Genomic DNA, 2,919 nt, shown 5'->3' with positions numbered 1-2,919 from the left:
TCCCGTAAAAAAGCATCTGAATAAGCCTCTACAAAGGATTTCAATTCCTCTAAAGGAATCTTTCGGTTTTTGACGACTCGCTTTTTCCTCTCTAAGTGTCCTTGTTCACGTAAGTTCTTTTCCCACGTGAAGAGAGTTCTGACGCCAACATCAAAAACCTTGGCTGCCTCGACATGGCTGTGCCCCCTCTTTGATGTAATCTAATGCTCGCTGTTTAAAATCTGTACTAAAGGAAAGAAAACAAAGAAACGAGCCTGTGTCGAACTCAATCTTTCTGAAAGACAAATCAACGCCCTTCAACTACTCTACTCCAACGCTAAATTGGAAGCAACGAATAATCTCATTAAACTCATCAAACGCAATGTCTTTGGTTTTCGGAACTTTGAAAACTTCAAAAAACGGATTTTCATCGCTCTGAACATCAAAAAAAGAAAGGACAAAATTTGTCCTTTCTAGATCTTAGCTGACTTCAACACTCTACAGTTGACCAAGAGCCCCTTTTTTACTATCCACTGTAGGGTAAGTATATCCAGCTAATGTGTAGATTACCCTAGTTCTTTTTAATTGATAAAAAATTGTGTATGTAAAAGCGATTGAGAATCAAATAGAATCATTTACTTAAGCTTCTTCATCATCTTTTTTCTTTTTAGAAAAGAGTAAACCTACTGCTCCAAAGATTGATAGAAGTCCTAGAGCAGCTGTAGTATTATCTGATCGTATACCAGTATTAGGCAACATTGCTCTCGTTTGATACGATGTAGGCTGAGTTCCTGCTACTATATCTGATACATTCAAGGCTGCCGCTGCCGCAACTAAGTCATTCTTAGCTTTCTCAACTTCTGCTTGACTTGCATCTGGCTTAGCATCTACAGCTTTCGCTGCTTTAAGAGCTTCGTCGTAGGCAGTACGCTTAGCTTGGTCTGCATTCGTGTACTTGGCGTCAGCTTTTGTTGCAGCTTCTTTCGCAATTTCAGCTTTCAACTCATCTTTACTTGTTGCTTGACCATTCAAGGCTGCCGCTGCCGCAACTAAGTCATTCTTAGCTTTCTCAACTTCTGCTTGACTTGCATCTGGCTTAGCATCTACAGCTTTCGCTGCTTTAAGAGCTTCGTCGTAGGCAGTACGCTTAGCTTGGTCTGCATTCGTGTACTTGGCGTCAGCTTTTGTTGCAGCTTCTTTCGCAATTTCAGCTTTCAACTCATCTTTACTTGTTGCTTGTCCATTCAAGGCTGCCGCTGCCGCAACTAAGTCATTCTTAGCTTTCTCAACTTCTGCTTGACTTGCATCTGGCTTAGCATCTACAGCTTTCGCTGCTTTAAGAGCTTCGTCGTAGGCAGTACGCTTAGCTTGGTCTGCATTCGTGTACTTGGCGTCAGCTTTTGTTGCAGCTTCTTTCGCAATTTCAGCTTTCAACTCATCTTTATTAGTTTCTGATCCATCTAACTGCTCTTTAGCCGTTTGGATAGCTTGTTTCGCTGCATCTACTTCTGCTTGTGTGGCATTCGGGTCTTCTAAGACTTTCTTACCATCTTCTACGGCTTTGTCATAGGCTGCTTTCTTCTCTGCACTTCCGTTGTAGTACTTCGCATCCGTTGTTTTGGTTGTTTCGGCATCAGTTGTCGCAACTGGAGTTAGTCCGCTCTTATCTGTTGCTGTTCCATCCAACTCACCTTTGGCGTCTTCAATGGCTTTCTTAGCGTTATTGACAGCTTCTTGTGTGGCATTCGGGTCTTCTAAGACTTGCTTACCATCTTCTACGGCTTTGTCATAGGCTGCTTTCTTCTCTGCACTTCCGTTGTAGTACTTCACATCGTCAGCTTTTGTTGCACCTTCTTTCGCAATTTCAGCTTTCAAGGCAGACTTGTCGATGGATTGTCTCTGCTTTTCACGTTTATCATACTCGCTTTGTTTTATCCACAAATCTTTCGCTGGTATTGGAATAGTATCTAATACTTTTCCCCCAGCTTCTACCACTGTTAAGCGAGCTTCACCACCTCCATTAGGAACAATCGAAAGACTCACATACTCAGCCTTTGGATATAAATTGAAAATGTTTAATTTACTACTATCTGTCGTTGCATCGTCTCTATATAGTTTATCCACATGTCTATTTCTATTACGATCTTTCCGTCTTATCTTTTGTTCATCAAAGGAATTCGTATAAAGTTCATAAACATCACCATGACTATTAGCATTCAGCCAATGAAACATTCCATCATACCAACGACTCAACAAATAATCAAAATCATTAATTTTTGAATCTGGGACTGGTGCTTGATCAACATTATATGAATAGTCCCCATTCAAGCTTGATGCCCGGTCTTCCCCGACACTCCTAGCTCTTCTAACGGGAGCATGCTGACCAGAGTTACTTGTCTCTTCAGCACTTCTATCACTTCCGCTAACGGCACTACTGTTGCTTCTATCTGACCCTTCAGAACTTTCCCCATTATTGCTTGATGGAGAAGCGTCCCTATCACTGCCAACAGGAGTACGCTGAACAGAATTACTTGTTTCTTCAGCACTTCGCTCACTTCCATTCGAAGTTTCACTAGCTCCCTCCGCAGCTGGATCCGATTTAGGCTCAGAACTCTCAAGAGACACCTCTGTAGCATTTACTGTAGTATCCGCCTGAACAACACTAGCTCGTGCTCCTAAAAACATCAATGCGGCAACCGCGACACTGGCGGCACCAAAGTGGTACTTACGAATGGAGTAACGGAAGACCTTTTCTCTGTTACACTTTCTAAAATCCATAACTCTTTCTCCTTTAAAGATATGATTGAAGAGAACATGTCATTTTCCTCTTCGATTGACAATAATATATAAATAGCAACTTACGACTATTTACCCCACTGTATCTCCTATGAAGAATACACAGTCTAGCAGCAATTATACCACCCCCCCCCCCCGAATTTT

At 41.8% G+C, this 2,919-nt stretch carries 1 protein-coding gene and 2 pseudogenes; 1 reads left to right on the top strand and 2 read right to left on the bottom strand.

Translation table 11 applies throughout. The annotated features are described in order from the left end of the window. Nucleotides 1–195, bottom strand: a pseudogene (locus HT701_RS04540) (IS630 transposase-related protein); the annotation flags it as partial. A gap of 81 nt (nt 196–276) precedes the next feature. Here HT701_RS04540 and HT701_RS04535 point away from each other — a divergent pair. Further along, a pseudogene (locus tag HT701_RS04535) lies at nt 277–463 on the top strand (transposase); the annotation flags it as partial. A 155-nt stretch (nt 464–618) separates the two neighbouring features. On the opposite strand, the gene HT701_RS04530 reads toward HT701_RS04535, so the two are convergent. Then, on the bottom strand, nt 619–2,757 hold the full coding sequence (locus HT701_RS04530; RefSeq protein WP_172931258.1) for a YSIRK-type signal peptide-containing protein: 2,139 nt from the start codon (nt 2,755–2,757) through the stop codon (nt 619–621). Nucleotides 2,758–2,919: the final 162 nt, after the last annotated feature.

The organism is Streptococcus sp. 10824, assembly GCF_013276595.1.
Classification (GTDB): Bacteria; Bacillota; Bacilli; order Lactobacillales; family Streptococcaceae; genus Streptococcus; species Streptococcus pseudopneumoniae.
Note: the sequence above shows the minus strand (reverse complement) of the source record. Positions and strands in the feature narration are given on the sequence as shown.

Excerpts from the sequence above, each read along its gene's own strand:
- HT701_RS04530 (WP_172931258.1), bottom strand. The coding sequence starts at position 2,757 with ATGGATTTTAGAAAGTGTAACAGAGAAAAGGTCTTCCGTTACTCCATT.